18 protein-coding genes are annotated in these 21,090 nt (G+C 72.8%); 6 read left to right on the forward strand and 12 right to left on the reverse strand.

All coding sequences use genetic code 11. The features are described from left to right. The first annotated feature begins 55 nt into the window (after positions 1 to 55). The gene (locus AB0924_RS13275) at positions 56 to 1,030 is read left to right on the forward strand and encodes a tellurite resistance/C4-dicarboxylate transporter family protein (RefSeq protein ID WP_366911429.1); all 975 of its coding nucleotides are present in this window, start codon (positions 56 to 58) and stop codon (positions 1,028 to 1,030) included. A gap of 3 nt (positions 1,031 to 1,033) precedes the next feature. On the opposite strand, the gene AB0924_RS13280 is transcribed toward AB0924_RS13275, so the two are convergent. Then, the gene (locus AB0924_RS13280; RefSeq protein ID WP_358935334.1) at positions 1,034 to 1,387 is read right to left on the reverse strand and encodes a hypothetical protein; all 354 of its coding nucleotides are present in this window, start codon (positions 1,385 to 1,387) and stop codon (positions 1,034 to 1,036) included. A 423-nt stretch (positions 1,388 to 1,810) separates the two neighbouring features. Here AB0924_RS13280 and AB0924_RS13285 point away from each other — a divergent pair, with 423 nt between their 5' ends. Then, on the forward strand, positions 1,811 to 2,869 hold the full coding sequence (locus AB0924_RS13285) for an NlpC/P60 family protein (RefSeq protein ID WP_358935496.1): 1,059 nt from the start codon (positions 1,811 to 1,813) through the stop codon (positions 2,867 to 2,869). A 15-nt stretch (positions 2,870 to 2,884) separates the two neighbouring features. On the opposite strand, the gene AB0924_RS13290 is transcribed toward AB0924_RS13285, so the two are convergent. Together AB0924_RS13290 and AB0924_RS13295 are read right to left on the reverse strand one after the other, a co-directional pair. Then, entirely contained in the window at positions 2,885 to 3,616 is a 732-nt protein-coding gene (locus AB0924_RS13290) for a response regulator transcription factor (RefSeq protein WP_358935336.1), read from the reverse strand. Further along, positions 3,613 to 4,902 carry a PspC domain-containing protein gene (locus AB0924_RS13295; protein WP_358935338.1) on the reverse strand — a complete coding sequence of 430 codons (1,290 nt, stop codon included), beginning with the start codon at positions 4,900 to 4,902 and terminating at the stop codon, positions 3,613 to 3,615. Before AB0924_RS13295 ends, AB0924_RS13290 begins: the two co-directional genes overlap by 4 nt. 198 nt (positions 4,903 to 5,100) lie before the next feature. Here AB0924_RS13295 and AB0924_RS13300 point away from each other — a divergent pair, with 198 nt between their 5' ends. Together AB0924_RS13300 and AB0924_RS13305 are read left to right on the forward strand one after the other, a co-directional pair. Continuing rightward, positions 5,101 to 6,585 (forward strand): PspC domain-containing protein, encoded by a 1,485-nt coding sequence (locus AB0924_RS13300; protein ID WP_358935340.1) that lies wholly within the window; start codon positions 5,101 to 5,103, stop codon positions 6,583 to 6,585. Further along, positions 6,572 to 6,787 (forward strand): hypothetical protein, encoded by a 216-nt coding sequence (locus AB0924_RS13305; protein ID WP_358935342.1) that lies wholly within the window; start codon positions 6,572 to 6,574, stop codon positions 6,785 to 6,787. Before AB0924_RS13300 ends, AB0924_RS13305 begins: the two co-directional genes overlap by 14 nt. Here the strand turns inward: AB0924_RS13305 and AB0924_RS13310 are convergent. The 3 genes from AB0924_RS13310 to AB0924_RS13320 all read right to left on the reverse strand — a co-directional run bounded on the left by AB0924_RS13310 (position 6,778) and on the right by AB0924_RS13320 (position 9,763). Further along, a complete protein-coding gene (locus AB0924_RS13310; RefSeq protein WP_358935344.1) occupies positions 6,778 to 7,308 on the reverse strand; it encodes a TQO small subunit DoxD in 531 nt (176 codons plus the stop codon). The genes AB0924_RS13305 and AB0924_RS13310 overlap by 10 nt on opposite strands. Positions 7,309 to 7,497: 189 nt before the next feature. Then, the gene (locus AB0924_RS13315; RefSeq protein ID WP_358935346.1) at positions 7,498 to 8,778 is read right to left on the reverse strand and encodes a hypothetical protein; all 1,281 of its coding nucleotides are present in this window, start codon (positions 8,776 to 8,778) and stop codon (positions 7,498 to 7,500) included. A 190-nt stretch (positions 8,779 to 8,968) separates the two neighbouring features. Then, complete coding sequence (locus AB0924_RS13320) at positions 8,969 to 9,763, reverse strand: class II aldolase/adducin family protein (RefSeq protein WP_358935348.1); 795 nt, start codon at positions 9,761 to 9,763, stop codon at positions 8,969 to 8,971. Between the two features lie 141 nt (positions 9,764 to 9,904). Between AB0924_RS13320 and AB0924_RS13325 the strand changes: the two genes are divergently transcribed. After that, the gene (locus AB0924_RS13325; protein WP_358935350.1) at positions 9,905 to 10,369 is read left to right on the forward strand and encodes a pyridoxamine 5'-phosphate oxidase family protein; all 465 of its coding nucleotides are present in this window, start codon (positions 9,905 to 9,907) and stop codon (positions 10,367 to 10,369) included. Between the two features lie 17 nt (positions 10,370 to 10,386). Here AB0924_RS13325 and guaA read toward each other — a convergent pair whose 3' ends face one another. Then, positions 10,387 to 11,967, reverse strand: coding sequence for a glutamine-hydrolyzing GMP synthase (gene guaA, locus AB0924_RS13330; RefSeq protein WP_366911430.1), 1,581 nt, complete (start codon positions 11,965 to 11,967; stop codon positions 10,387 to 10,389). Between the two features lie 286 nt (positions 11,968 to 12,253). Here guaA and AB0924_RS13335 point away from each other — a divergent pair, with 286 nt between their 5' ends. Next, positions 12,254 to 12,511 (forward strand): chorismate mutase, encoded by a 258-nt coding sequence (locus tag AB0924_RS13335; protein WP_199211648.1) that lies wholly within the window; start codon positions 12,254 to 12,256, stop codon positions 12,509 to 12,511. 597 nt (positions 12,512 to 13,108) lie between these two features. Here the strand turns inward: AB0924_RS13335 and AB0924_RS13340 are convergent. The 5 genes from AB0924_RS13340 to AB0924_RS13360 all read right to left on the reverse strand — a co-directional run bounded on the left by AB0924_RS13340 (position 13,109) and on the right by AB0924_RS13360 (position 21,062). Further along, positions 13,109 to 14,914: a GMC family oxidoreductase gene (locus AB0924_RS13340; RefSeq protein ID WP_366911431.1), complete on the reverse strand. Its 1,806-nt coding sequence runs from the start codon at positions 14,912 to 14,914 to the stop codon at positions 13,109 to 13,111. 51 nt (positions 14,915 to 14,965) lie between these two features. Next, entirely contained in the window at positions 14,966 to 16,579 is a 1,614-nt protein-coding gene (locus AB0924_RS13345; protein ID WP_358935357.1) for a succinic semialdehyde dehydrogenase, read from the reverse strand. A 192-nt stretch (positions 16,580 to 16,771) separates the two neighbouring features. Further along, entirely contained in the window at positions 16,772 to 17,572 is an 801-nt protein-coding gene (locus tag AB0924_RS13350; RefSeq protein ID WP_366911432.1) for a serine/threonine-protein kinase, read from the reverse strand. Between the two features lie 73 nt (positions 17,573 to 17,645). Continuing rightward, on the reverse strand, positions 17,646 to 19,313 hold the full coding sequence (locus AB0924_RS13355; protein ID WP_358935361.1) for a serine/threonine-protein kinase: 1,668 nt from the start codon (positions 19,311 to 19,313) through the stop codon (positions 17,646 to 17,648). Between the two features lie 78 nt (positions 19,314 to 19,391). After that, on the reverse strand, positions 19,392 to 21,062 hold the full coding sequence (locus tag AB0924_RS13360; protein ID WP_366911433.1) for a protein kinase: 1,671 nt from the start codon (positions 21,060 to 21,062) through the stop codon (positions 19,392 to 19,394). Positions 21,063 to 21,090: the final 28 nt, after the last annotated feature.

A 21,090-nucleotide genomic window follows, 5' to 3' on the forward strand; every position in this document is an offset into this window, starting at 1 on the left:
TCCACGCGCGTGTGCCCCGCGAGCGCCGGCGCCGCCGCTCCCTAGCATCGGGCGCATGTCCATACCCGGCTTCACTGGTCTGCGTACGTGGTGGGCGGGGCGTCCGTCGGCGGCGGGGGCCGCCGTCATGGCGAGCGGCATCGTGTCGGTGGGCCTGCATCTGACCGGTCCCGAGACGGTGTCGCTCGTCTTCCTGTGGCTGGCCTGCCTCGCCTGGCTGGCGCTCGCCGCCGACTTCGCCGTACGGCTGGTGACGCAGCGGCCGCGTTGGCTGGCCGAGGCGAAGAGCCCCGGCGCGCTCTCCGCGGTCGCCGCCACGACGGTGGTCGGCACCCGGTTCTCGCTGCTCGGCCGGCAGAGCCTGGCCGAGGCCGCCCTGGCACTGGCGGTTCTGCTGTGGCCGTTGCTGCTGCTTCTCGTCGTACGGCACTGGGGACGGCGCATGCCGGGGGCGGTGTTCCTGTGTTGTGTGGCCACACAGGGGCTGGCAGTGCTGGCGGCCACCCTGGCCGCGGCGGAGACGACGGCATGGCTCGCGCGCGCCGCACTGGTGCTGTTCTGGCTGGGCCTGGTCTTCTACGGCCTGGCGCTGGCGCGCTTCGATCCGCGTCAGGTGCTGGAGGGTGCCGGAGACCACTGGATCGCGGGCGGGGCGCTCGCCATCTCGGCGCTGGCCGGGGCGAAACTGCTCGCCGCCGACAGTGCGCGGCTGTACCTGTGGAACGACGACGACCGGGGCGTGCTGCGTGATGTCACGGTCACGCTGCTGGTGCTGGACCTGGCGTGCTGCGTGGTCCTGCTGGCCGCCGAGGTGGCCCGGCCGCGGCTGCGCTTCGACGTGCGGCGCTGGTCGACGGTGTTCCCGCTGGGTATGACGGCGGCGTCGACCCTGTCGGTCGCGGCGGTCCTGACCATCGGATGGCTGCGGGGTCCGGGCCAGGCACTGGTGTGGCTGGCCGTGGCGGTGTGGCTGGCGGTCGCGGCCGGCGCGGTGCTCGCGGCCCGCGCCGGCCTCGTCAGGGCGCGCTGAGCCTCAGGTCCACAGCACGGCGATGAAGATGTTCGCCATGGTCAGCGCTCCGACGAGCCCGAAGACGCGCTTGTCCACCTTCTCCTCGTCGCGCTGGACGTAGACCAGTCCGAGGATGACGATCAGCAGGGCCAGTTTCACACCGATCTTGAAGGTGTTGACGTGGTGGCCGTCGGCTTCGTTGAGCCCGACGAGGGCCACGCCGGTGACCAGCATGGTGAACGCGCCGTGCAGCATCCCGGGGACGAACCGGGCCGTGCCCTGGCCCATCGCCTTCATCTGGGTGAGGAAACCGCCGAGCAGCGCGGCGATACCGATGATGTGCAGGCCGACGAGGAGATGGATGAGTACGTCCATGACCCAGGAGCCTATGAGGGTGTCCCGGACGGCCGGTCACCGGGCCCGCCCCACGGCGCCGCCCCCAGCCGGATCTTGCATATATGCGCCGCATAGCACCACACGACCCCCGCGGGCCCCTCAACGCACGCTTCGGTCACTACGCAGCGTGAAGGCGGCAGCCATGGCCCGGCAATGCGATCACAGAGGCTCACATCCCGGTCCGTCTCGGCCACTTCCGTACAGTGCGTTACCAACCTGTCACAGTCCGGCCTAGCGTCCTCCCCCAGGTGACCGGCTTCCCACCGCCGCCCGGGCCAGGGGCGGCCGCCGGCCACCTCCGCCGAGAAAGGTCCGGCGGCGGCCCGTTCCCCTGTGCGGGCCGCCGCCGGACGCCCCTACCGCTCGGCAGCAGAGGTCCCATGGAAGGACGTGACGGTCCAGGTGGCAGCCCACCGCAAGCCCCGACAGCGCTCGCTCGGCGGCAACACGGCCCGCACGGCCGTCACCCTCGCCCTGGCGGGCGCGGCCACCGCGACGGCCTTCGAGGGCACGGGGAACGCCGAACCGCAGCTGACGCCGGCCCAGGTGAAGGCCAAGGTCGACAAGCTGTACCAGGAGGCGGAGAGCGCCACCGAGAAGTACAACGGGTCGAGGGAGCGGGCGGACGCGGCCCAACGGCGGCTGAACTCGCTGCGGGACGAGGCCGCCCGCAGGCAGCAGAAGCTCAACACGGCACGTGACGCGCTCGGTTCGCTGGCGGCGGCGCAGTACCGCGACGGTGCCATCGACCCCTCCTGGCAGCTGGCGCTGTCCAGTGCCCCGGACCGGTACCTGGACGGAGCCGCGTTCGCGGAGCGGGCGAGCGACCGGCAGGCCGGGACGGTGGCCCGGGTGCGGGAACAGCTCCGCCAGGTCGAGCAGTTGCGCGGCGCCGCCCGCGTCGAGCTGAAGTCACTGCGGTCGCGGCAGGCGGAGGTACGACGGCACAAGCAGACCGTCACCGCGAAGCTCGGGGAGGCGCGCAGGCTGCTGGCCCGGCTCACTCCCCCGGAGCGGTCACGGATCGCCGGCGACGGCACCGCCGCCGGGCACGCCTCGCGCTCCGCCTCGGACACCCGGGCGGCGCTGGAGCAAGCGGGGTCCGCCGCCGGCCCCCGTGCGGCCGCGGCCGTCGCCTACGCCTACCAGAAGCTCGGCAGCCCCTATGTGTGGGGCGCTACGGGGCCCAGCGCCTTCGACTGCTCGGGGCTGGTGCAGGCCGCCTACCGCTCCGCGGGCGTCTCCCTGCCCCGCACCACCTACGCCCAGATCAACGCGGGCCGGCGGGTGCCGCGGTCCCAGCTCCAACCCGGCGACCTGGTCTTCTTCTACTCCGGCATCAGCCATGTCGGCATCTACATCGGCAACGGCCGGATGATCCACGCCCCGAATCCGTCGGCACCGGTCCGGGTGGCCCCCGTCGACGAGATGCCGTTCGCGGGGGCGACCCGGGTGGGGTGAGGGCGTCGCGGCGGGTCAGACCAGCCGACGTGCCGTGGCCCAGCGGGTCAGCTCGTGGCGGTTGGAGAGCTGGAGCTTGCGCAGAACCGCGGAGACATGGGACTCGACCGTCTTGACCGAGATGAAGAGCTGCTTGGCGATCTCCTTGTAGGCGTAGCCGCGGGCGATCAGGCGCAGCACCTCCCGTTCGCGCTGGGTGAGGCGGTCCAGGTCCTCGTCGACCGGCGGGGCGTCGGTGGAGGCGAAGGCGTCCAGGACGAACCCGGCCAGGCGCGGCGAGAAGACGGCGTCGCCCTCCTGCACCCGGAAGACCGAGTCGACCAGATCGGTGCCGGTGATGGTCTTGGTGACGTAACCGCGGGCGCCGCCGCGGATCACGCCGATCACGTCCTCCGCGGCGTCGGAGACGGACAGTGCGAGGAAGCGGACGGGCCGCTCGGCGTCCGCCATCAACGCGGCGCACCGGCGCAGCACTTCGACGCCGCCACCGCCCGGCAGGTGGACGTCGAGCAGGACCACCTCGGGCCGGGTCGCGGCGATGACCGAGACCGCCTGGTCGACGTCGGCGGCCTCGCCGACCACCTCGACCCCGGTCTCCGCGGTCTGCCCGATCTCGGCCTGCACGCCGGTGCGGAACATACGGTGGTCGTCCACGAGCACCACGCGCACATGCCGCTTCCCGGCCGGGCCGGACCCGGCCGGCTCCGCCGCTCCCGCCGTACCGTTCGCCTCGGTCGCGTCGCTCATGACGTCTTCTCCGCCCTCTCCATCTCCAGTTCGACCTCCGTGCCGCCGCCCGGCACCGCCCGCAGCCGGGCCGTGCCGCCGTTGCGCTCCATGCGGCCGATGATCGATTCTCTGACACCCATGCGGTCGGCGGGTATCGAGTCGAGGTCGAAACCCGGGCCGCGGTCGCGGACCGACACGAACACCGTCCTCCCCTCGACCTCGGCGTAGACCTGCACCGCACCGCCCTCGCCACCGTACTTGGCGGCGTTGACCATCGCCTCGCGCGCGGCCTGCATCTGCGCCCCGGTACGTTCGTCGAGCGGGCAGTCGCCGACCACGACCACCTCGATAGGCACGCCGTGCTTGTCCTCCACCTCGGCGGCGCTGCGCCGCACCGCCTCGGCGACCGTGTCGGGCTCGTCCGCCTCGTCCTTGCCGGTGCCCTCGGGCTTGTACAGCCAGGTGCGCAGGTCGCGTTCCTGGGCCCGGGCCAGGCGGCGCACCTCGCCGGCGTTGTCGGCGTTGCGCTGGATCAGGGTGAGGGTGTGCAGCACGGAGTCGTGGACGTGGGCGGCGACTTCGGCCCGTTCCTGGGCGCGGATACGCATCAGGCGTTCCTCGGACAGGTCCTGGGTCATCCGGACCAGATAGGGGCCGGCGAGCAGGGTGATGCCGACGAGGACGGCGAGCGCGGCCTGGAGGACCGCGCCGAGGTGGGCGGCCGAGCCCTGCATGACGAAGATGGCGGAGACGCCGGCGGTGACCAGCAGGACCCCGACGCCCGCGCGGAGCAGGGTGAGCGTGCGCCGGCGGCTGCCGACCTCGACCCAGCGGGCCCGCCGGGCGTTGTCCGCCTGGCGCCAGACGAGGGCGACACCGGCCGCGACCAGCACGGCGGGCAGCAGATACGCCTTGGCCCCGTTGGTCAGGTTGACGCTGCCCACGAAGACCATGGACACGATGACCATGAGGAGCAGAGCGACGATCTGCCCCTTGTCCGGCTTGCGGGCCACCAGTCTGCGGCGGCCCTCCGGCGAGGTCTCGGTGCCGACCAGCGGCGGCTTGTGACCGCCGACGCCGCCGACGCCGAGCGGGACGAAGAACCAGAACGCGGCGTACAGCAACGCACCCAGTCCGTTGGCCATGAACAGGCCGACGAAGGCGAGCCGGACCCAGATGACGGGCAGGCCGAGATGCCCGGCGAGGCCCCGCGCCACTCCGCCGAGCCAGCGGCCGTCGCTGCTGCGGTAGAGCTTGCGCGGTGGCCGCGGGTCGTCGAGGGGCAGTGCTGCGGCTTCCGGCATGCCATCGATATTCACACGGGCGCGGGGTCGGAGCATCAGGGTCCGCCCCCTAGACTCCCCTGATCTCCGGGCCGGCGGTCCGCGGCGGCCTGCCGGCCCGTGCCGAACGCCTCCCCGCGATCTCTCCGGGCCGATCTCAGGGTTCGCCCAGGGTCATCCCGACTGCCCTCGCGGCGGGCGGACCGTCACCATGGACACATGACGGATCACGAGCACGCCGCGACGGGTCCGGGACCCGGTCCCGGCCCGCGCCCGGCCCCGGGCACCGGGCCGGCGGATGCCGCGCCCGCCGCGACGGGAGGGACTGGAGCGACCGGAGCGGACGGAGCCACCGGCGCCGGCACCGCGGGGCGGACGACGACAGCGGAGCGGAAGACGGAGCGGAGGGCGGAGGAGCAGGACACCGCCGAGGCCCCCGGCCGCTTGCGGCGCGACCGCCGGCACAAGGTGATCGCGGGTGTGTGCGCGGGGCTCGGACGGCAGGCCGACATGGACCCGGTGATCTTCCGGATCACCCTGGCCGTGCTCTCCGCGACCGGCGGCATCGGTCTCATCTTCTACGGCTTCGCCTGGCTGCTCGTGCCGTACGAGGAGGAAGAGGAGAACGAGGTCCGCAAGCTGCTGACCGGACGGGTCGACGGGCAGGCGCTGGCCGCCGTGCTGTTCGCCCTGGTCGGTTGCGGGATCTTCCTGACCATGCTGAAGAACGGCGGGGTGCTCGCCTTCGCCGTGGTGCTCTCCCTGCTGCTGGCCGGCGCCGGGTACTGGTCACGGCACCGCGGTGCCCCCGACCCCGATCCGCTCGCCGCGCAGGCCGCGGCCGACGCCCCGCCGGAGGCCAAGGCGCCGCCGGTCATCGCCATTCACCACGCCTCCTGGTGGCGGGACCCGATCGTCAAGGACGGCACCCATGTCGGCGGCACCGGGTATCTGTGGGGCCCTCCCGACGCCCGCGGCCGGGACGTCGCCCCTGTCGACCTGGGCATCGGCCTCCCCTGGACCCACCCCGGCGCCTCACAGCCGACGCGGACGGAGCCGCCGAGACCGCGCGGCCCGCGCTGGATCGGCGGCTGGGTGTTCCTGTCCGCGCTGCTGGCCGGCGGACTGGGCACCGGGCTGACCTGGGACACACGCCCGCTGGGCACAAGCCTCCAGACGGGCCTGGCCTGGGCGCTGGTGGCCTTCGGCCTCGGCATCGCGGTCAGCGCGTTCCTGGGCCGGACGGGGGCCGGGTCGATGTTCCTGGCGATCGTCACCGCGGGGCTGCTGGCGGGCGCCACGGCCCTGCCCAAGGACATAGCGACCCACTGGAACCGGACGTCCTGGAGACCGGCCGCGACGGCGGACGTGCGGCCCGCCTACTCCGTGGGCACCGGTGTCGGCACCCTGGACCTGACCCGCGTGCACCCCGGCAAGGGGCGGACGGTGACCACCGACGCGCAGGTGGGCGCCGGGCAGCTGAAGGTGATCGTGCCGCGGGACACGACCGTGAAGATGAGCATCGACGTGGGCGTGGGCGACATCCGGTTGCCCGGTGACAGCAGGAAGGACGTGGACGTGAAGCCGGGCAGGCATCAGGAGGTGACCCTGTCACCGGTCGGCTCCGGAAAGAAGGCCGGCACGCTCGAGCTGGATCTCCGGGTGGGCGTCGGACAGGTGGAGGTCAGCAATGCTGCGTCATGAGTTCCAGCCGGGGAAGCTGGTCGCCGGTCTCTTCCTCGCCGCCGCCGGCGCGGTCTACGCCGGCGACGCGGCCGGACTGTGGGACACCCCGTGGTTCCTGATCGTCCCCCTGGTGGTGGGCGGCCTCTGCCTGGCCGGCGCCGGCACGGCGGCGGCCAGGGGCGTACGCAGACGGCAGGCCGCGCGCGGCGGTCAGCGGTAGCCGCCCGCCCGGGCTCGTCGGCGCGACCTGAGGGCCGCGTCGAGGGAGAGGTACGGCGCTCCGGCGAGGACGAGGGGCAGCCAGGCCATCAGGTAGGCGAGGTCGTTGCCGTAGTAGTACGGCGTCGAGGCCCAGCTCACGGTCAGCCACAGGCTGAGCGAGATCAGCGCGCCGCCGAGGGCGGCCAGCCGGCCGAGCAGTCCGAGCAGGGTGCCGATGCCGACGGCGAGCTCGCCGAGGGCGATGGCGAAGCCGAAGCCGACGGGGTTCTTGAGTGCCAGGTCGATGAGGGCCGGAAGGGCGGCGGAGCCGCGGGCGGCGCGCATGGTGTCGCCGATCGACCCGGCGCCGCCGGACTTGAGGAAGGCACTGTCGGTGATCTTGTTCAGGCCGGCGTAGACGAAGGTCACGCCGAGGAAGACGCGAAGCGGAAGGAGGGCGTACCGGGTGGCCGTGTCCCGCCAGCCGCGCATGCCGTTCAGATCGGAGGTGTATGTGTCCGTCCGAATACCCTGAGTCATCGCTGCCAGCCGCCTTTCACCCGCCGTGCCGGACCCCTCAATCGAAGATACGTATGACAAGCGGGAACCGTTCAATCCTCTGCGGGACGCTTTCACCGCTTTTACCGACTTCCGACCTTCGGATTCGAGCGGATGGCCGGACCGGACGAAGGGAGGGCCGGCCGGTCCGCTCCTCGCTCGACCCGCCCCTCACTCGGTGATCTGGACGACGCACCGGTTGGTCGCCGTACCGCCCGCGGTGATCACCTGCACCTCCACCGCGCCGGGTTCCACCTCGACCGGTACCGGGACGGTCAGGACGGCGTCGGTGGGGTTGCGGAAGCCGCCGGTGACAGGGACCAGGGGCACATGGACGTCGACGGCACCGATGCGGACGACCGTGCGGGAGAGGCGGTCGGCGCTGTGGGCGCCGGGCGGGACGAAGCCGGTGCCGCGGATCTCGATGTCGTCGCCGGTGCGGATCGGGCCGTCCAGGTCGCCGGGCTCGCGGGCGCGGACCACGGAGAGGATCACCGGGCGGCCGCCCTCCGCGTACTTGCCGGCCAGGTAGGTCGCGGCGGAGACCAGCACCAGGACCGCGAGTCCCCAGGGCAGGTCGGGGAGCTGGTCGGGGCGGCGGGCCAGCCGGACGGCGGCGAACAGCAGGGCGACGGTGTTCACGGCGACGTACTGGATGTCGGCGAAGGCGCCCCGGCCGGAGTCGTCGGTCAGCAGGTCGGCCGCGCGCGGCCGGTCGGCCGGTACCTTCTGCAGCCGCTGGGCGAGGATGCGCAGGCCGACGACCCGGCGGACCAGTACGGCGATGCCGCACAGCACGCCGAGCACCGTCGCCAGGCCCGCGCCGCGCGCGAGGTCCAGGCCGGTGAGCAGCGCATCGCGCTCGGTGTGACCGGAGGCGGCGGCCAGCCGGCCCGCGAGCAGCAGGACGGCGTAGGTCACGAGGAGGATCCAGCCGGCGGCCACGGTGCGGGAGGTGGACATGCGGTTGTCCTCGCCGATGAGCGGGGCGAGCACCCCGCCGCGCGCCCGGTGCCACCAGGAGGCGGCGGCCAGCACGCCCCCGACGGCGAAGGCGGCGAGCAGGGCGGCGGTCCGGGCGCTGCTCCAGCCCGCGCCGATCGCGGTGAGCGACTCGGCGAGCAGCAGGGCGAGGACGGCGCCGCCCACCACGCACACCGTCCGCAGCCACAGCCGCGCGAGCCATGCCTGGCCCTCGGCTCGGCCGCGCTCGGCGACCTCCTCGGCGCGCTGGGTCAGCTCCTCGGAGACCCACTGGCGGGAGGCGGAGGCCGAGTGGGCCACGGCCGGCGGCAGGCCCTGTCCGGCCGCGAACTCGTCCCGGACGCGCAGGAACGCCGCGACGGCCCGCCGGTGCCCCCGCCGGGCCCCGTGCGGGCAGTCCCCGCACGCACAGCCGCCCTCATGGGCGCCGTCGGCACCCGTGCTCTGTCTGGCCTCCTGCACCGCCACGCCCGACGCCCGCCTTCCCCACGACCTCTCGACACGACCGAAGCAACTCAAAGTGCGCATTTCCGACCGCGAACTCCCCTGCGACGAAAGCGAATTGTGCCCTACCCCGGGCGGCCCTGGCCCGCCGGTCCGGGTCACGGCGGGTGAACTTTGATACGCCGCGTTGACGCGGCCCCCAGCGCATCCGGGGTCAGCCAAGCAGGTCGGGTTCGCTGCGGCTGATGTCCTGCCACAGGGGCTGGTAGTTGATCCAGGCCACCAGGTCGCCGCCCAGCTGCTCACGGGTGGTCACGGCCAGCTTGTGGTCGATCAGGACCGGCCGGCCGGCCGCCCTGGCCATCAGCTGCACCTGGCAGGACCGTTCCAGGGACAGGAACCACCAGGCCGCCGCGTCGACCGAGTTCCCCACGGTCAGCAGCCCGTGGTTGCGCAGCACCAGCGCCTTGCGGGGCCCCAGCACCCCGGCGATGCGACGGCCCTCCTCGGCGTCGACGTTGACGCCGGTGTAGGCGTCGTACAGCGCCAGGTCCTCGTAGAAGGCGCAGCTCTCCTGGGTGATGGGGTCGATCAGGTCACCGAGCGCGGCGACGGCCCGGCCGTGCACGGAGTGGCAGTGCGCGACGGCGACGACGTCGGGCCGGGCGGCGTGCACCTGGGCGTGCACGGTGAACGCGGCCTGGTTGACGTGATAGCGGCCCTCGACGACCTGCCCCTCCTGGTTGACGAGGACGAGGTCGCCGACCGTGACGTGCTTGAACGGCATCCCGAACGGATTGACCCAGAAGCAGTCGCTGTACTCCGGGTCGCGCGCGGTGATGTGCCCGGACACCCCGTCCTCGAGTCCGGCGCGCCCGAAGATCCGCAGGGCACCCGCGAGCCGCTCCTTGCGGTGCCGGCGTTCGTCCTCGACCGAGTCGTGCATCGGCGGCATCGCGAACTTCAGCTGATCGGTGGGCAGCGGAGGGGGCGGCGTGGGCCCGTGCATGGGTCCTCCAGCGTGGGGGTTTGCGGTACGGGCGGGAAGTTACCGCCGGTCGGCGCAAAAGGGCAGCGCTGGTTGGTAAAGATGAGGTGCGCCACGGATATCCGACAGAAGGTGTCCGGTTTGCCGGTGAGACTGGCCGGCATGAACTGGGCAGCCTTCACCACCGCCGCACCGGAGCTGGCGGCGATCACCGAGCAGCGCTTCGGCGCCTTCCGTCACCATGTGCTCGCCACCGTGCGCCGGGACGGCTCCCCGCGCACCTCGGGCCTGGAGGCCGATTTCCGGGGCGGTGAGCTGTGGCTGGGCATGATGGCCGGCTCGCTGAAGGCCCTCGATCTGCGCCGCGATCCACGCTTCGCGCTGCAGGCGAACCCGGGCGAGGGCACCGGAATGGGCGGCGGGGACGTGCGGATCGCCGGGCGGGCGTACGAGGTCGGGGAGGGCGGGACCACCGCGTACGTGAAAGAGGTGGAACCGCCGCAGCCGTTCCACCTCTTCCGCACCGAGTTGACGGAGGTCGTGCGGACCTTCGTCGAGGACGACACGTATCTGGTCGTCCAGGTCTGGCGGCCTGGCGCGCCGGTGCGCACGCTCAGGCGGACCTGATCCTCAGCGGGAGAGGATCACTCCCACTCGATGGTGCCCGGCGGCTTGGAGGTCACGTCGAGGACGACGCGGTTGACGTCCCGGACCTCGTTGGTGATCCGGGTCGAGATGCGGGCGAGGACGTCGTACGGCAGCCGCGACCAGTCGGCGGTCATGGCGTCCTCGGAGGAGACCGGGCGCAGCACGATCGGGTGACCGTAGGTGCGGCCGTCGCCCTGGACGCCCACGCTGCGGACGTCCGCGAGCAGGACCACCGGGCACTGCCAGATGTCCCGGTCCAGTCCGGCCGCGGTCAGCTCCTCGCGGGCGATGGCGTCGGCGTCCCGGAGCAGGTCGAGGCGCTCCTTGGTGACCTCGCCGACGATGCGGATACCGAGGCCGGGGCCCGGGAAGGGCTGGCGCTGCACAATCTCTTCCGGCAGGCCCAGCTCCTGGCCGACCATCCGGACCTCGTCCTTGAACAGCTTGCGCAGCGGCTCGATCAGCTTGAACTCGAGGTCCTCGGGCAGGCCGCCGACGTTGTGGTGCGACTTGATGTTGGCGGTGCCGGTGCCGCCGCCGGACTCGACCACGTCCGGGTAAAGGGTGCCCTGGACCAGGAACTCCACGGCCGGGCCCTCGTCGGCGATGATCTCGGCCTGAGCCTGCTCGAAGACGCGGATGAACTCGCGGCCGATGATCTTGCGCTTTTCCTCCGGGTCGGAGACGCCCTTGAGGGCGGTCAGGAAGCGCTCCTCGGCGTCCACGACGACCAGCTTGACGCCGGTCGCGGCCACGAAGTCCTTCTCGACCTGCTCGGTCTCGCCCTTGCGCATCAGACCGTGGTCGACGTAGACGCAGGTGAGCTGGTCACCGATGGCCCGCGCGACGAGCGCGGCGGCGACGGCGGAGTCCACGCCGCCGGACAGGCCGCAGATGGCGCGCTTGTCGCCGACCTGCTCGCGGATCGCGGTGACCTGCTCCTCGATCACGTTGCCGGTGGTCCAGGACGGGGTCAGGCCCGCGCCCCGGTACAGGAAGTGCTCCAGCACCTGCTGGCCGTGCGTGGAGTGCATGACCTCGGGGTGGTACTGGACGCCGTACAGCTTCTTCTCGTCGTTCTCGAAGGCGGCGACCGGGACGACGTCGGTGGACGCGGTGACGGCGAAGCCCTCGGGGGCGGCGGAGCAGGCGTCGCCGTGCGACATCCACACGTGCTGCTCGTCCGGGGTGCCCTCGAAGAGGGTGGAGCCGGACCTGGAGACGTGCAGGTCGGTGCGGCCGTACTCACGGGCACCGGTGTTGTCGACGGTGCCGCCGAGGACCTGCGCCATGAGCTGGAAGCCGTAGCACATGCCGAAGACGGGGACGCCGGCCTCGAAGAGCGCGCGGTCGAGCCGGGGGGCACGCTCCTCGTACACGGACGAGGGGCCGCCGGAGAGGATGATCGCCGCGGGGTTCTTGGCGAGCATCTCCTGGACCGGCATGGTGCTCGGCACGATCTCGCTGTAGACCCGCGCCTCGCGGACGCGACGGGCGATGAGCTGGGCGTACTGCGCGCCGAAGTCGACGACCAGGACGGTGTCGGGGGAGGCGGCAGTTGAAGTCGCTGATGACACGGGGTGCCTTCTGGTGGTCGGGCGGGGTCTGTGCTAACGAGTCTAACGGTGTGGGCGGGCGGGCCTCCCCCGGACGGGACCGTGGCATACTGGCCGCATGTTCGCGCACTCGACCTTCCTCTTTACCTATGGCACCCGGCCCGCCGGCTGCCATGGTCGTGCTGCTTGAGCGAACCGCCAAGCGACTTACCAGGCGCCCCGGGCCGACAAGGCCCGGGGCGCCTGTCGTTTTCCGGGTTCTGCCGTTCCGGGGCCTCCACCAGCCACCTTCACGAGGAGCCCCGACATGACCACCCTCACCGCGGAGCAGACCATCGACGACGCCCGCACCCGCATCGACGCGCTCGACGACCGGATCATCGGGCTCATCCAGGAGCGGATGGCCGTGTCCACCGTCGTCCAGGAGACCCGGATCGCCTCCGGCGGCCGGCGGGTGAACCTGTCCCGCGAGATGGAGATCCTCGGCCGCTACCGCGAGGCGCTCGGCAAGCCTGGCACCGCGCTGGCGATGACCATGCTGGAGCTGTGCCGGGGTCGTATCTGAGTTCGGTCCGGGTCTCACCCGTACGGCGCGTGACCGGCCCCCACGCCGCTTCGTTGAACCCGTTGTCCGTGCCAGCCAGGGGCGGGCCCGACAGAACCACGCGTGGCTCACCGGAGCGATGAGGCGTACGGGTCGTGCCGTACGCCGTGGGACCTCGCTCCGGAGAAGTGACCGGACGGCAGGGGACAGCAGCCCGGTCATCCAAGAGAACGGCCGGCTCCGGGGACGCCCGGGGCCGGCCGGCGGAAGCACAAGGTCAGGACCACAGAGCAGGCGGCGCGACCCCCCGGCGCCGCTCCCGGGCACCGGCGCGCCCTTGCGCCGGTGCCGGCGAAAAGAGGGCCCCGCGGCTCGAGTCCCGCGGGGCCCTTCGTCGTGCCGGATCCGAGTCCCGCGGGGCCCCTCGCCGTGCCCGATCCCCGGGCCATGTCGCATGTGACCCATGCCACACAAATTTCGGTGAATCCGGAAGCAACCATTCACCGGGCTCACGGATCAAACCTGCTGCCGGATCAAGAAGACGGTAAGAGGCGAGGGACCTGCGTTCGGAGGGGGATGCAGGTCCCTCGTCGTCTTCCGCGTCGTCTTCTGGCCCGGCTACTTCTTCGGCGGTACCGCCGGGATGCCCAGGAACGGCAGCCTGAGCGCGCCGAACGCGTCCGCCGGGACCGCCGGCTCGCGCGGCTCCACCGGCTTCAGCCGCTCGTACGCCGCTCCCTGCTCGGGGCGCGGATCCTCCTCGCCCTTGTTCGGCCAGTACGACATTGCGCGCTCGGCCTGCGCGGTGATCGTCAGCGACGGGTTGACGCCCAGGTTGGCGGAGACGGCGGCGCCGTCCACCACCGAGATGCCGGAGTGGCCGTAGAGCCGGTGGTAGGGGTCGATCACACCCGTCTCCGGGGAGTCGCCGATGGGACAGCCGCCGAGGAAGTGCGCGGTCAGCGGGGTGCCCATGAGTTCGCCGACGTTGCTGCCCGGGAAGCCGTTGATCTCCTCGGCGAGCACGGTGGCGGCCTCGGAGGCGGCCTTGATCTGCTTGGGGTTCGGGGCGCCGTGCCCCTGCCGGGCGGTGAGCAGGCCCTTGCCGACCCCGCCGGGCTTGAGATAGGTCGTCAGCGAGTTGTCCAGCGACTGCATCACCAGCCCGATGATGGTCCGCTCCGACCAGCGCCGGTTGGACAGCGAGCGGGCGACGAGCAGGGGGTGGCGGGCGGCATTGGCCAGCCAGGCCAGGACGCGCGAGGAACCCTCGGCGTAGGGGACCTGGAGGATGGACAGACCGCCCATCGAGTTGGAGCCCTTGCCGTAGCGGACGGGTTCGATGTGGGTGCTGTCGTCCGGGTGGATCGAGGACGTGATGGCGACCCCGCGCGTGAAGTCGGCCCGCTGCTCCCCGGTCGCCTTGCGGTAGCGGCGGTTGTCGGTCTGCGCGCCGACCAGGGCCTCGGAGTTGGTGCGGGTCAGATCGCCCAGCCGGGCGGAGATCCGAGGCAGCTGGCCGCCCGCCTTCATGCGGTGCAGCAGGGTCTGGGTGCCGTACGTACCGGCCGCGACCACGACCTTCCGCGCGGTGAACAGCCGCCCCTCGCCCTTCTTCTTCTCGTCCGTCGGCAGCGTCGCGATCGCGTACCCGCCGCGCGAGTCGTCCGTGACGGACACCACCGTCGTCATCGGGTGGACCACCGCGCCGGCCCTCTCGGCGAGGTACAGGTAGTTCTCGTTGAGGGTGTTCTTCGCGCCGTGCCGGCAGCCGGTCATGCACTCGCCGCACTCGGTGCAGGCGTTGCGGGCGGGCCCGGCGCCGCCGAAGTACGGGTCGTCCACCTGCTCGCCGGGCCTGCCCTGCGCCGTGCCGTCGGCGTCCTTGCCGTCACCGAAGAACACGCCGACCGGCGCGAGGTGGAAGGTGTCGCCGACGCCCATCCGCTCGGCCGCCGCCTTCAGGTGCACGTCGGACGGGGTCATGGTCGGGTTGAGCCGCACGCCCAGCATGCGCTGCGCCTGGTCGTAGTACGGCTTCAGCTCCTGCTGCCAGTCGGTGATGCCGCGCCACTGGGGGTCGTCGAAGAAGGCCTTCGGCGGTACGTAGAGGGTGTTGGCGTAGTTCAGCGAACCGCCGCCCACGCCCGCGCCGGCCAGCACCATCACATTGCCCAGCAGGTGGATGCGCTGGATGCCGTACATGCCGAGCCGCGGGGCCCAGAGGTAGTTCTTCAGGTCCCAGGAGTTCCTGGGCAGGGAGTCGCGGGTGAAGCGGCGGCCGGCCTCCAGCACGCCCACCCGGTAGCCCTTCTCGGTGAGGCGCAGGGCGGAGACCGAGCCGCCGAACCCCGAACCGATCACGATGACGTCGTAGTCGTACCCGTCCTCGTCCCGGGTCTGGACAGACTTCTCCTGCGACACGTGCTCTCCTCGTCGAGAACGGGGGTTGGTGGCTGTGGGGCCGGGGGTGGGCTAGCGGAGGCGGAAGGCCTTCATCAGGCGGAGGCTGCGGCTCATGAACTGGGCGTACTGCGCGTCGTCCATCCCCAGCGACGGCGCCATCGGCAGCAGCCGCTGCCGGGCCACCGTCTGGGCCTCGGTGTACTTGAGGATGCCCTCGGAGCCGTGGCGGCGGCCGAGGCCGGAGTCCTTCATGCCGCCCATCGGGGACTGGACGCTGCCGTAGGCGGGCGCGTAGCCCTCGTTGACGTTGACGGTGCCGGTGCGCAGCCGGGAGGCGACGTCCAGGCCGCGCCGGGCGGACTTCGTCCACACGGACGCGTTCAGGCCGTACGGCGTGGAGTTGGCGCGCTCGACCGCCTCGTCCTCGGTCTTGAAGCGGTACAGCGAGACGACCGGCCCGAAGGTCTCCTCCTCGCAGACGGCCATGGAGTCCTCGACGCCGTCGAGGATGGTCGGCTCGAAGAAGTACGGGCCGATGTCCGGGCGGGCCACCCCGCCCGCGACCACCTCGGCGCCCTTGGCGACGGCCTCCTGGACGTGCCGTTCCACGGTCTTGAGCTGCCGCTCCCCGACCAGCGAGCCCATGTCGGCGCCGTAGGCGAGGGAGTTGCCGAGCCGCATGGCCCGGGTGCGGGCGGCGAAGCGCTCCAGGAAGGCGTCGGCGACGGACTCGTGGACGTACAGCCGCTCGATGGAGATGCAGAGCTGGCCGGCCGAGGAGAAGCAGGCCCGGACGGCGCCCGCGGCGGCCTTCTCGATGTCGGCGTCCTCCAGGACCAGCATGGCGTTCTTGCCGCCGAGTTCGAGGGAGACGCCGACCAGGCGGGCGGCGGCGCCCTGCGCGACCTCGCGGCCGGTGCGGGTGGAGCCGGTGAAGGAGACGTAGTCGGCGTGCTTGACCAGCTCGGGGCCGACGACCGGGCCCTCGCCGAGCACGACCTGGAAGACGCCCTCGGGCAGTCCGGCCTCGATGAGCAGGTCACGGGCCCAGAGCGCGGTGAGGCAGGTCTCGGTGTCCGGCTTCATGACGACCGCGTTGCCGGCGGCGAAGGCGGGCAGCGCGTCGCCGACGGACAGCTCCAGGGGGTAGTTCCAGGGGGCGATCTGGCCGACGACCCCGCGCGGGTGCCGCAGTTCGGTGACCTTCGTCAGGGTGGGCACGGCGCCGGTGTGCCGCTTGGCCCGCAGGTAGCCGGGGGCCTTGCGGCCGTAGTGGCGGGCCGCGACGGCGACGGCCTGCACCTCCTCGTGCGCGTGCAGCCGGGCCTTGCCGGTCTCGAGCTGGATGAGGTCGAGCACCTCGGCCTGGCGCTCGAGCACCAGGTCGTGGAAGCGGAGCAGCACGGCGGCGCGCTGCCGCACCGGGGTCTTCTCCCATACGGCCTGGGCGGCGCGGGCGGCCTCGAAGGCCTCGCGCACGTCCTCGGGCGTGGACTCGGGCAGGTCGGCCAGCTTCTCGCCGGTGAAGGGGGTGTGGTTGGCGGTACGGCCGGAGCCGACGACACCCTTGGTGAGCTGGGCCACCAGCGTCGGGGTGACCACGTCGGCGGCGGTGCGCACTCCCTCGGGGGCGGGCGCGAGCGGGTTGGTACCGGTGATGTCCGGGGCCTGCGAGTCCGTCATGACGCGCAGGGTATGCCGCGGCGGAGGCTTTGGGTACCCGTCGGTAACGGGGATTCACCGACTGCTCACATGACGCCAGTGATCACTGGCAGCAAATGCGCTGATCAGCGCGTTGTCGAGCGACGATCATGGCGGGCGGGGTTTTTCCGGCGCGGGGACGGCCGAAGTGGCGTCGGCGCGGTACGGCTCGGGTCAGGGGTGCGGCTCGGGTGCCGGGGTTCGCGGTCGCTCCAGGGGCGCCGGGCGGGCGGTGGGCATGGCCGCGCAGGCCTCCAGGGCCGCCGCGGCCTCCTCCGCGGTCGGCCTCGCGCCCGGGTCCGGGGCGTGCAGGCGGGTCATGAGCGGTCGCAGTGGGCCTGCGTCGCCACCCTCCACCGCGGTGGCGAGCAGCGCGCCGAGGGACCACAGGTCGGAGGCGGGCCCGGCGCCGGGCCCCGCGGCCCGCTCCGGGGCGGCGAACCCGGCGGGGACGTCCGCGGCGGGCCCGTCCCCGATCCCGAAGTCGGTGACGACGACCCGTCCGGTACGGGACTCGATCAGGACGTTGGCGGGCTTGAGGTCCCGGTGCACGATCCCCACGGCGTGCGCGGCCCTGAGCGCCCCGAGGACGGCGAGCCCGACACGGGCGGCCTCGGCGGGCGGCAGCGGCCCGCGCCGCACGACCTCCCGCAGCGACTCGCCCTCCACCAACTCCATGACGACGCACGGCAGTTCGTCGTCCAGGACGACATCGTGCAGGACGACGGCCGAGGGATGGCGTACCCGGGCGGCGGTCCGCGCCTCCCGGTGGAGCCGGTGCGCGATCCGGCGGCTCTCCTCGTCGTCGGCCGGACGCCCGGGCAGTACGGGCTCCTTGACGGCGACGTCCCGCTGCTCCTGCTCGTCCCGGGCCCGCCACACGGTCCCGGAGGGCCCGGCGCCCAGGCGCGCGAGAAGCCGGTAGCGTCCACCGATCAGCCGTGCGCCGGGCGGGAGTTCGCCGTCTCCACTCATGTCACATGAGTACCGTGCGCACCACGCCCTTGTGAAGCGGGTCCGGATGCCGGTGAGTCCGGCCCTTGGTCTCTCAGGGCTTCTTGATCTCCAGGTTCGCGATCGCCGCCCTGGCGACCTCCTGGCCCCGCGCGGTGAAGTCACCCTTGCCCGGGTAGCCGATGGTGAGTCGGTACAGGTCACCGGAGCCGGTGCGGTAGTAGAAGATCCGCAGCTCGCGCGGGCGCGGGTCCTGCGAGTCGTCGGTCGTGTACTCGACGGTGTTCGTGGCGGCCTGTCTGCCGTGGTACTCGGTGCTGTCGTCCGGGTGAGTCCGCGCGCCCTTGGGCATGTCGAGGCTGTACTCGCCCTCGTTCTTGAACTTCTCGTCGTCGGCGTGCATCTGGGCCACCGCGTTGCTCTTGATCGTGTTGAGGGAGTCCTCCGACTTCCGGGTCAGGTCCAGCACGACCGAGACGGCACCGCTCGGGTCCGTGTACGACACCCAGCTCCGGTCGGAGTCGTTCTTGTCCGGGTGGCCGGGCTGGTAGGACGCGGGGACGGCGAGGGTGGCGCCAAGACCGGCGTCGGTCCGCTTCGCCCAGCCGTCCGGCAGCGGCCCCGCGAAGGGATCGGCGAGGACGAGGTATCCGGCCACCGCCGCCGCGACCACGGCGGCCCCCGCGCCCAGCCAGGCCTTGCGGCCCAGGCGCGGGGTGCGGCCTTCCGACGCGGGGATCGTGACGCGCTGGGTGGGCTCCGGCGCCGGCGGGTTGGCGGCCGCCTCCAGCAGCACCCGGACCTGGGCCGCCGCCGGACGGCGGGAAGGCTCCTTCTGGAGCAGGCTGTTGACGGCCTCGGCCAGCGGGCCGCGCGCGGCGGCGGGCGCGGCCGGGGTGGCGTTGAGGACGGACTGCAGGGTGGCCGGGGTGTTGCTGCGGCGGAACGGGGAGACGCCCTCGGTGGCGGTGTAGAGGACGACACCCAGGGACCACAGGTCGCTCGCCGGACCGGGGCGCTGCCCCAGCACCCGCTCCGGCGCGATGTACTCGGGCGAGCCGACGAAGCCGCCGGTGTCGGTCAGGTTCGTCTCGCCCTCGATCTGCGCGATGCCGAAGTCCGTGAGGACGACCCGGCCGTACCGGCCGAGCAGCACGTTGTCCGGTTTGACGTCCCGGTGCAGGACGCCCGCCGCGTGCGCGGCCTCCAGCGCGCCGAGCACCTCCAGGCCGATCCGCGCCGCCTCCCGGGCGTCCAGCGTGCCCTCCTGGAGCGCGCCGCCCAGCGAGCGGCCGTGCACCAGCTCCATCACGATCCACGGCCGGCCGTCCACCACCGCGACGTCGTACACGTTGACCACGGCGGGATGGTCGAGCCGGGCCGCGGCACGGGCCTCGCGGCGCATCCGCTCGAAGGCGTTGGCGCGTTCGCGCTCGGGAAGGTGGTCCGGCACGCGGGGTTCCTTCACCGCGACCTCGCGGTCCACCATCTCGTCCTTGGCCCGCCACACAGTGCCCATGCCGCCGTGGCCGAGCTTGGCGAGCAGCCGGTACCGGCCGGCGATCAGCCGCCCGGTGCCAGGCTCCTGAGCGGCGGGGGCCGGGCCGGGGTCCTGGCTTCGCCGGGCCGCCTGCTCTTCCGCCTGCCGGGGCGCCGCACCGGGCCGCGCTCCCGGCACCGGGTTCTGCACCGGGTTCGGCGGTTGCAGAACAAAACTCGTCGTGTCGTCGGCCGTACGGCCGGCTCCCCCGTCACTGCTCATGGAACATCCATATCGCGCCATCGCCGTCCGCCACCACAGGGAACACGAACCGGTCACGAAGCCGTGACCGGGCGGGAATCAACGTTCCGTGACCGAGAAGGTGTCCACGGCCACGTCGAAGTACTCCCGGGCCTCCCGGACCCGTCCGACCGGCGCCGACACCCACACGTCGTACATCCGGCCGTCCTCCTCCCAGCACAGGTCGTAGGTGTGGCGCGGCCCCTCGGCGGCGCTGAAGCCGTCCCAGGTGAACTCCCAGAGCGCGGCCGGGTGTCCGGCGTGCGTGGTCCCGACGACCCGGCCGTCGTGGTAACCGGGGTTGCTGTCGGCGCCCCCCGCGGCCGCCCGGCTCATCACCGCGGCGGGGCCGCCGGCGTCGGGCGGGGAGACCTTGACGCCGAGGCGGAAGGTCTGCCCCGGGGAGAGATAGAAGACGCGCTCGCCCTGCCGTTCCCGGGTGAAGTCCTCCGGCACGGCGAGCGAGAAGCCGTCCGGGTCCCGGGCGGTGCGGTAACCGGAGGGGGCGGTGTGGGGCCGGGAGGCCGCGGGCGCGCTGCTCGCGGTGACCGCGGGCGACGGCGAGGCGCTGCCGTCCGGCGGGGACGCGGAGTGGCTGGTCGGCGCCGCCGGGCTGCTCGTCGTACCGCCGGGCCTGCCGCCGCCCTCGCCCTGGTGCAGCAGCAGTGCCGCCGCCGAGACGCCCGCCCCGGCCACCGCGGCGACCAGCAGTGCGGCGATCAGCACCCCGCGCGAGGACTGCCGTGCGGGCGGGGGCTGTTCGGGCGTCGGCTCGTCGGCGGGCGTCCCCGCCGCGTCGGGCTCGGTCGGCGGGTGACCGGCTCCGGCCGCACGGGCCGCGAGGGCGACGAGCCTGGGGGTGCGGCCCGTCGCCGGCGGTTCCGGGGCGGCCGGTGTGCGGCCCGTCTCCAGGAACGTACGCAGCATCCGCTCGGCGTCCGCCGCGTCCAGCCGCCGGTCGGGATCCCGCTCCAGCAGGCCCCGTACGACGGGCAGCAGCGGCTCGGCCTCGGCGGGTGGCCGGATCTCGGCGGCGACGACGGCGTGCAGGATGCCGCCGAGCGAGTCCCGCCGGAACGGGGACTCACCGCTGAGCACCGTGCACAGCAGCGCGCCCAGCGACCACAGGTCGGACTCGGGCCCGGTCCGGGTCCCCGCCATCCGCTCCGGGGCGGTGTACTCGGGCGAGCCGACGAAGGAGCCGGTCTCGGTGAGCGTGGTGGCACCCGCGACCTGCGCGATGCCGAAGTCGGTGAGCACCACCCGGCCGGTGCCGGACTCCAGCAGCACGTTCGCGGGCTTGATGTCGCGGTGCAGCACGCCGGCCTCGTGCGCGACGCGCAGCGCGCTCAGCAGATCGGCGCCGATCCGGGCGGCCTCGGCGGCGTCGACCGGGCCGTGCCTGGTGATGCGGTCGGCGAGGGAGCCGCCGTCGATCAACTCCATGACGAGGTACGGACGTTCGTCCTGCTCGATGACGTCGTGCACGACGATGATGTGCGGGTGCCGCAACTGCGCGACCGCCCGCGCCTCACGGAAGGTGCGGTCGCGCCGGCGGCGGGCGTCGTCGTCCGGGAGGGAGTCGTCGGCCGCCAGCTCCTTGACCGCCACCAGCCGGCCCAGCACCTGGTCGCTGGCCCGCCATACGACGCCCATGCCGCCGCGTCCGATCCGCTCCTGGAGGCGGTAACGGCCCGCGATCACGCGGAAGTCGTCCCCGTCGGATCCCATGAGGCCCATCATGCCGCACCGGCCGCAC

The sequence above is a fragment of the Streptomyces sp. NPDC047869 genome (assembly GCF_040704065.1).
Lineage (GTDB): Bacteria > Actinomycetota > Actinomycetes > Streptomycetales > Streptomycetaceae > Streptomyces.

Excerpts from the sequence above, each read along its gene's own strand:
- AB0924_RS13275 (WP_366911429.1), top strand. The coding sequence starts at position 56 with ATGTCCATACCCGGCTTCACTGGTCTGCGTACGTGGTGGGCGGGGCGT.
- AB0924_RS13280 (WP_358935334.1), bottom strand. The coding sequence starts at position 1,387 with ATGGACGTACTCATCCATCTCCTCGTCGGCCTGCACATCATCGGTATC.
- AB0924_RS13290 (WP_358935336.1), bottom strand. The coding sequence starts at position 3,616 with ATGAGCGACGCGACCGAGGCGAACGGTACGGCGGGAGCGGCGGAGCCG.
- AB0924_RS13295 (WP_358935338.1), bottom strand. The coding sequence starts at position 4,902 with ATGCCGGAAGCCGCAGCACTGCCCCTCGACGACCCGCGGCCACCGCGC.
- AB0924_RS13300 (WP_358935340.1), top strand. The coding sequence starts at position 5,101 with ATGACGGATCACGAGCACGCCGCGACGGGTCCGGGACCCGGTCCCGGC.
- AB0924_RS13305 (WP_358935342.1), top strand. The coding sequence starts at position 6,572 with ATGCTGCGTCATGAGTTCCAGCCGGGGAAGCTGGTCGCCGGTCTCTTC.
- AB0924_RS13310 (WP_358935344.1), bottom strand. The coding sequence starts at position 7,308 with ATGACTCAGGGTATTCGGACGGACACATACACCTCCGATCTGAACGGC.
- AB0924_RS13320 (WP_358935348.1), bottom strand. The coding sequence starts at position 9,763 with ATGCACGGGCCCACGCCGCCCCCTCCGCTGCCCACCGATCAGCTGAAG.
- AB0924_RS13325 (WP_358935350.1), top strand. The coding sequence starts at position 9,905 with ATGAACTGGGCAGCCTTCACCACCGCCGCACCGGAGCTGGCGGCGATC.
- AB0924_RS13335 (WP_199211648.1), top strand. The coding sequence starts at position 12,254 with ATGACCACCCTCACCGCGGAGCAGACCATCGACGACGCCCGCACCCGC.
- AB0924_RS13345 (WP_358935357.1), bottom strand. The coding sequence starts at position 16,579 with ATGACGGACTCGCAGGCCCCGGACATCACCGGTACCAACCCGCTCGCG.
- AB0924_RS13350 (WP_366911432.1), bottom strand. The coding sequence starts at position 17,572 with ATGAGTGGAGACGGCGAACTCCCGCCCGGCGCACGGCTGATCGGTGGA.
- AB0924_RS13355 (WP_358935361.1), bottom strand. The coding sequence starts at position 19,313 with ATGAGCAGTGACGGGGGAGCCGGCCGTACGGCCGACGACACGACGAGT.
- AB0924_RS13360 (WP_366911433.1), bottom strand. The coding sequence starts at position 21,062 with ATGGGATCCGACGGGGACGACTTCCGCGTGATCGCGGGCCGTTACCGC.